Raw genomic sequence first — 3,995 nt, 5'->3', positions numbered from 1 at the left:
CATCCCGCCGTTCGATAGGCGTATGTCGCTTCGGGTGACGTTTCTCGGGACAGGCGGCGCGGTGCCGACGACCCGACGGAACACGAGTTCGGTGTTCCTCCGGCGGGAAGGCGAGCGCTTCCTGTTCGACTGCGGCGAGGGAACCCAACGTCAGATGATGCGCTTTGGGACCGGCTTTGGCGTCTCCGATGTCTTCGTCACCCACCTCCACGGCGACCACACGCTCGGGCTGCCCGGCCTCCTCCAGACGATGGACTTCAACGATCGCGAGGCCGACCTGACGATCCACGTTCCCGACGGTACCGGCGGTCGGATGCGGCGGCTCCTCGACGCCGCGGCCGGCCACCAGTCGTTCCCGGTGCGGATCGAGGACGTCGCCGCCGGCGACACCGCCCGCGAGGGCGATGGCTACGAGATCGCCGCCTTCGAGACGGATCACGACACCCGATCCGTGGGATACGTTCTCGTTGAGGCCGACCGCAAGGGGCGGTTCGATCGCGAGCGCGCCGAGGAGTTGGGCGTCCCCGTCGGTCCGATGTTCCAGCGCCTCCACGCGGGCGAGGCCGTCGAACTTGAAGACGGAACCGTCGTCGATCCCGAGCAGGTGGTCGGCGATCCCCGTCCCGGCCGAACCGTCGTCTACACCGGCGATACGCGCCCGAGAGACCGGACTGCCGAGGTTGCCGCGGGCGCGGACCTGCTGATCCACGACGCGACGTTTGCGACAGACAACGCCGATCGCGCCCGCCGCACCGCCCACTCGACGGCGGCCGAGGCCGCCGAACTCGCCACCCAGGCCGACGCGGCGCGGCTCGCGTTGGTGCACGTCTCCTCGCGGTACGCCGGCACCGTCGCCCCACTCGAACGAGAGGCCCGCGAGGCATTCGACGGCGAGGCGTTCGTCCCCGAGGACGGCGACGAACTTGAGGTACCGTACCCCGACCCCAGCCCCGAGTCCGAGTCGGACGCTGACTCCGGCCCCGGATCCACTTAGCGCCCCCGGATTTTTATCCAGGACGACGCCCCTGACATCCCCCAAGCAGCCCGAGTACGTCCTCGATTGTGGAGCTATAACAGATACGGACGGCACCGGCTTCGGGCTGGCGATGGTCGAACAGATCGCCGACGCCCACGACTGGTCGATCGACGTGACCGATGTGGCCGACGGCGGCGCACGCTTCGAATTCCGCGCCGAGACTCCTCGATAGTCGGCGCTTCGATCGTCGGAACGAGAACGGGCACGACGGATCTCGGGGAGATTCGGTGCTGTGATGTGTCACCGTCACCCGCGTTCGGTTTGCCCGCTCTACTCGATCCCGTCGATTTGAGCCGTGATCTCCGCGGTCGTGAACGAGACGATGAACCCTAGCGAGTACCCGAGAAAGTGCTCGTAGAGGTTCACCACGCCGGCACCGACGGTCGGATCGGCAGGAAAGGCGACAAAGAGAATCGCGAGAAGCACGAGCGACGCCGCCCCGACGAGTTCGGGCCCGCCCGGCGTTGCGAGGGCGTTTCGGACGTCCCATCCCGCTGCCTTGCTGCGTTCGTACGCCGAGAGCCCGTACCACAGCGTGGCGAGCAACGTGGCTGCCACCAGCCCGATGACGACCCATCGGGCGGTCGCGTTCGTCCGGAGGACGGACCGAAGGCTCAACACGGACACGAGCCCGAGGGTCGGAATGAACGTCAGGGGGGCGAACGTACGCACCGGTCCCACCCCGAAGTTGGCCTCAAGATGCACCGCCAGCGCGAGCGGGAGGTACCCCGCCAACGCCATGACGAGCCCCGAGGCCCCGAACGAGACCGACGATCGGGCGATTGCGAGATTAATATACGACAACACGAACGGGAACGCGATCAGGACGGTCCCAACGAAGACGCGAAACTGCCGGCGATTCCGGGCGGTGAGACAGAGCACGTAGACAGAGCCGATGACGAGCGCATACAACAGCAGGTTCTGTGACAGGTGAGCGGCGTCGAGATGAACGAACGCCGAGGTGAACGCCGTCTCGATGGTCGGCTCGTCGTACTCGAACACTAATGCCTCGCGCGTGCCGGTCGGCAACGCGTAGACGGTCCCCGTCACTAACGGGAAAACAGCCATCAGCACGAGGTCCCCGACCTGAATTCGATCGTGGAGTGACTCTCGATCGGACATGGCGGGGGGCCGTTGATCGGGGGTCCGTCGGCCGCCGTTGCGGACGCCCCGTGGGTGTCTCGATCGGCGCTGCCCGTCGACTTATCCCCTTCGGTCCGGCTTCGAGCGCAAAGCGACTCGGCCCGTGTTCGATCACCTCGCGTCGCTGTCGACGCGGACGCTGCCCGCGAAGACGCTATCCTCCGATTTAATCGCGGCTTCGATTCGTGGACCTCCGAGCCGCCTCACCCCCTCCCGTGGAATCGGCTACCGACCGTTCACAACCGATCCGTCAACACGGATTCTCCGGGGGTCGTCGTTGCGCCGACGCCGAGACGGACGCCGGCGTTGAGGCTCGTGTTGATGCCTGTCTTTGCTTCGTCTCCGACGACGACGCCGAGTTTCCGACGCCCGGTGTCGACTGATTCGCCCTTTATGTCCATTCGAACCGGCGCGTCGTCGTGACGCAGGTTAGCGACGACCGTCCCCGCCCCGAAGTTCACGTCCGCGCCGAGGACGGAATCGCCGACGTACGAGAGGTGGCCGACGGCGGCGTCCGAGAACAACACGGAATGCTTGATTTCGACGCCGTTGCCGACTCGAACGCCCGGCCCGATGACCGTCGGACCGCGGACGTACGCGTTCGGGCCGACGTCGGCGCCCGATCGGATCACGACCGGCCCCTCGACGTACGCCCCCGACCGCACTCTAGCGCCGTCCTCGACGACCACCGCCCCGTGGAGGTGGCTGTCGTCCTCGATGGTCCCATCGAGTTGCGTATCGAGATCCGAGAGGGCGATGTCGGTCACGTCAAGTAGCTCCCAGGGCCGGCCCACGTCCCGCCAGACGCCGTCGTATTCCACAGCCTCGACGGCGCGGCCGTCCGCGAGCAGCCGTCCGATGGTGTCGGTGATCTCGTACTCGCCGCGGGGGCTCTGTTCCGTCTCGTCGATGTACCCAAAGACCGATGACGTGAACGCGTACACGCCGGTGTTGATCAGGTTTGACGGCGGCTCGTCGGGCTTTTCGACGAGGTCGGTGACGACGCCGCGTTCGGTCTCGACGACGCCGTAGGCGCCGGGGTTCTCGACGGGCTGGACGGCCATCGCTGCGCCGTCGGCGTCGGCGAGCTCTCGCGGAAGCGTGTCGTCGACGACGACGTCGCCGTTGAGCACAAGAAAGCGATTCTCGACGACCTCGCTTGCCTGCCCGATGGCGTGGGCCGTCCCGAGGGCCTCCTCCTGTGTGACGTACTCGACCGGCGTTCCCTCGTAACCGGTCCCGATCGCGTCTCTGATGTCGTCGGCGCGGTAGCCGACGACGACGACGAACCGATCGACGATGTCCACGCACTGTCCCATGGTCCGCTCTATGAGGGTCGAGGCTCCGACCGGGAGCAACGGCTTTGGGCGGCGCTCGGTGAGGGGCCGCATCCGCGTGCCTTTGCCGGCGGCGATGATGACTGCGTCCATACGCCGGCCTCGGGCGAGACACACATAAATCAGGATACACGCATTGGCCGAGATATAACTCGGAATGCACGCATCCGACGGTGAAATGAGGAGCAACATCACACAACAGGAACTGCTGACGCGGCCGATCAACGAGGCCTATGAGTCGCGTGACGACGTAATCGACCCGTTCCGGGAGCCGTCAGTCACACTGTCCTCAGCTACATTGCCGTCAGTCACAGTACCGTCGTCGGAGAGTGCATCCACCCCAACCGGTTCCGTTCGGGCGTCGAAACGGGCGAAAACAGCATCGATAATGTGCTGTACGGATAACCTGGCGTGCCGGCGGATCACGGCCCTAACGCCTCACGATACACCGAAGCAAGCGCTGCTCTCGGGGCTGTGTG

Annotated in this window: 3 protein-coding genes; 1 reads left to right on the top strand and 2 read right to left on the bottom strand. The window is 66.0% G+C overall.

The features are described from left to right. Positions 1–22: 22 nt before the first annotated feature. On the top strand, positions 23–994 hold the full coding sequence (gene rnz, locus ACI944_RS12640) for a ribonuclease Z (protein ID WP_411719396.1): 972 nt from the start codon (positions 23–25) through the stop codon (positions 992–994). Positions 995–1,306: 312 nt separating this feature from the next. Here the strand turns inward: rnz and ACI944_RS12635 are convergent, their stop codons facing one another. Together ACI944_RS12635 and glmU are read right to left on the bottom strand one after the other, a co-directional pair. Beyond that, a complete protein-coding gene (locus ACI944_RS12635; protein ID WP_411719395.1) occupies positions 1,307–2,158 on the bottom strand; it encodes a hypothetical protein in 852 nt (283 codons plus the stop codon). 257 nt (positions 2,159–2,415) lie between these two features. Then, entirely contained in the window at positions 2,416–3,609 is a 1,194-nt protein-coding gene (glmU, locus tag ACI944_RS12630; protein ID WP_411719394.1) for a bifunctional sugar-1-phosphate nucleotidylyltransferase/acetyltransferase, read from the bottom strand. Positions 3,610–3,995 lie beyond the last annotated feature (386 nt).

Origin of the sequence: Natronomonas sp., from assembly GCF_046710025.1 — an archaeon.
Lineage (GTDB): Archaea > Halobacteriota > Halobacteria > Halobacteriales > Haloarculaceae > Natronomonas.
Note: the sequence above shows the minus strand (reverse complement) of the source record. Positions and strands in the feature narration are given on the sequence as shown.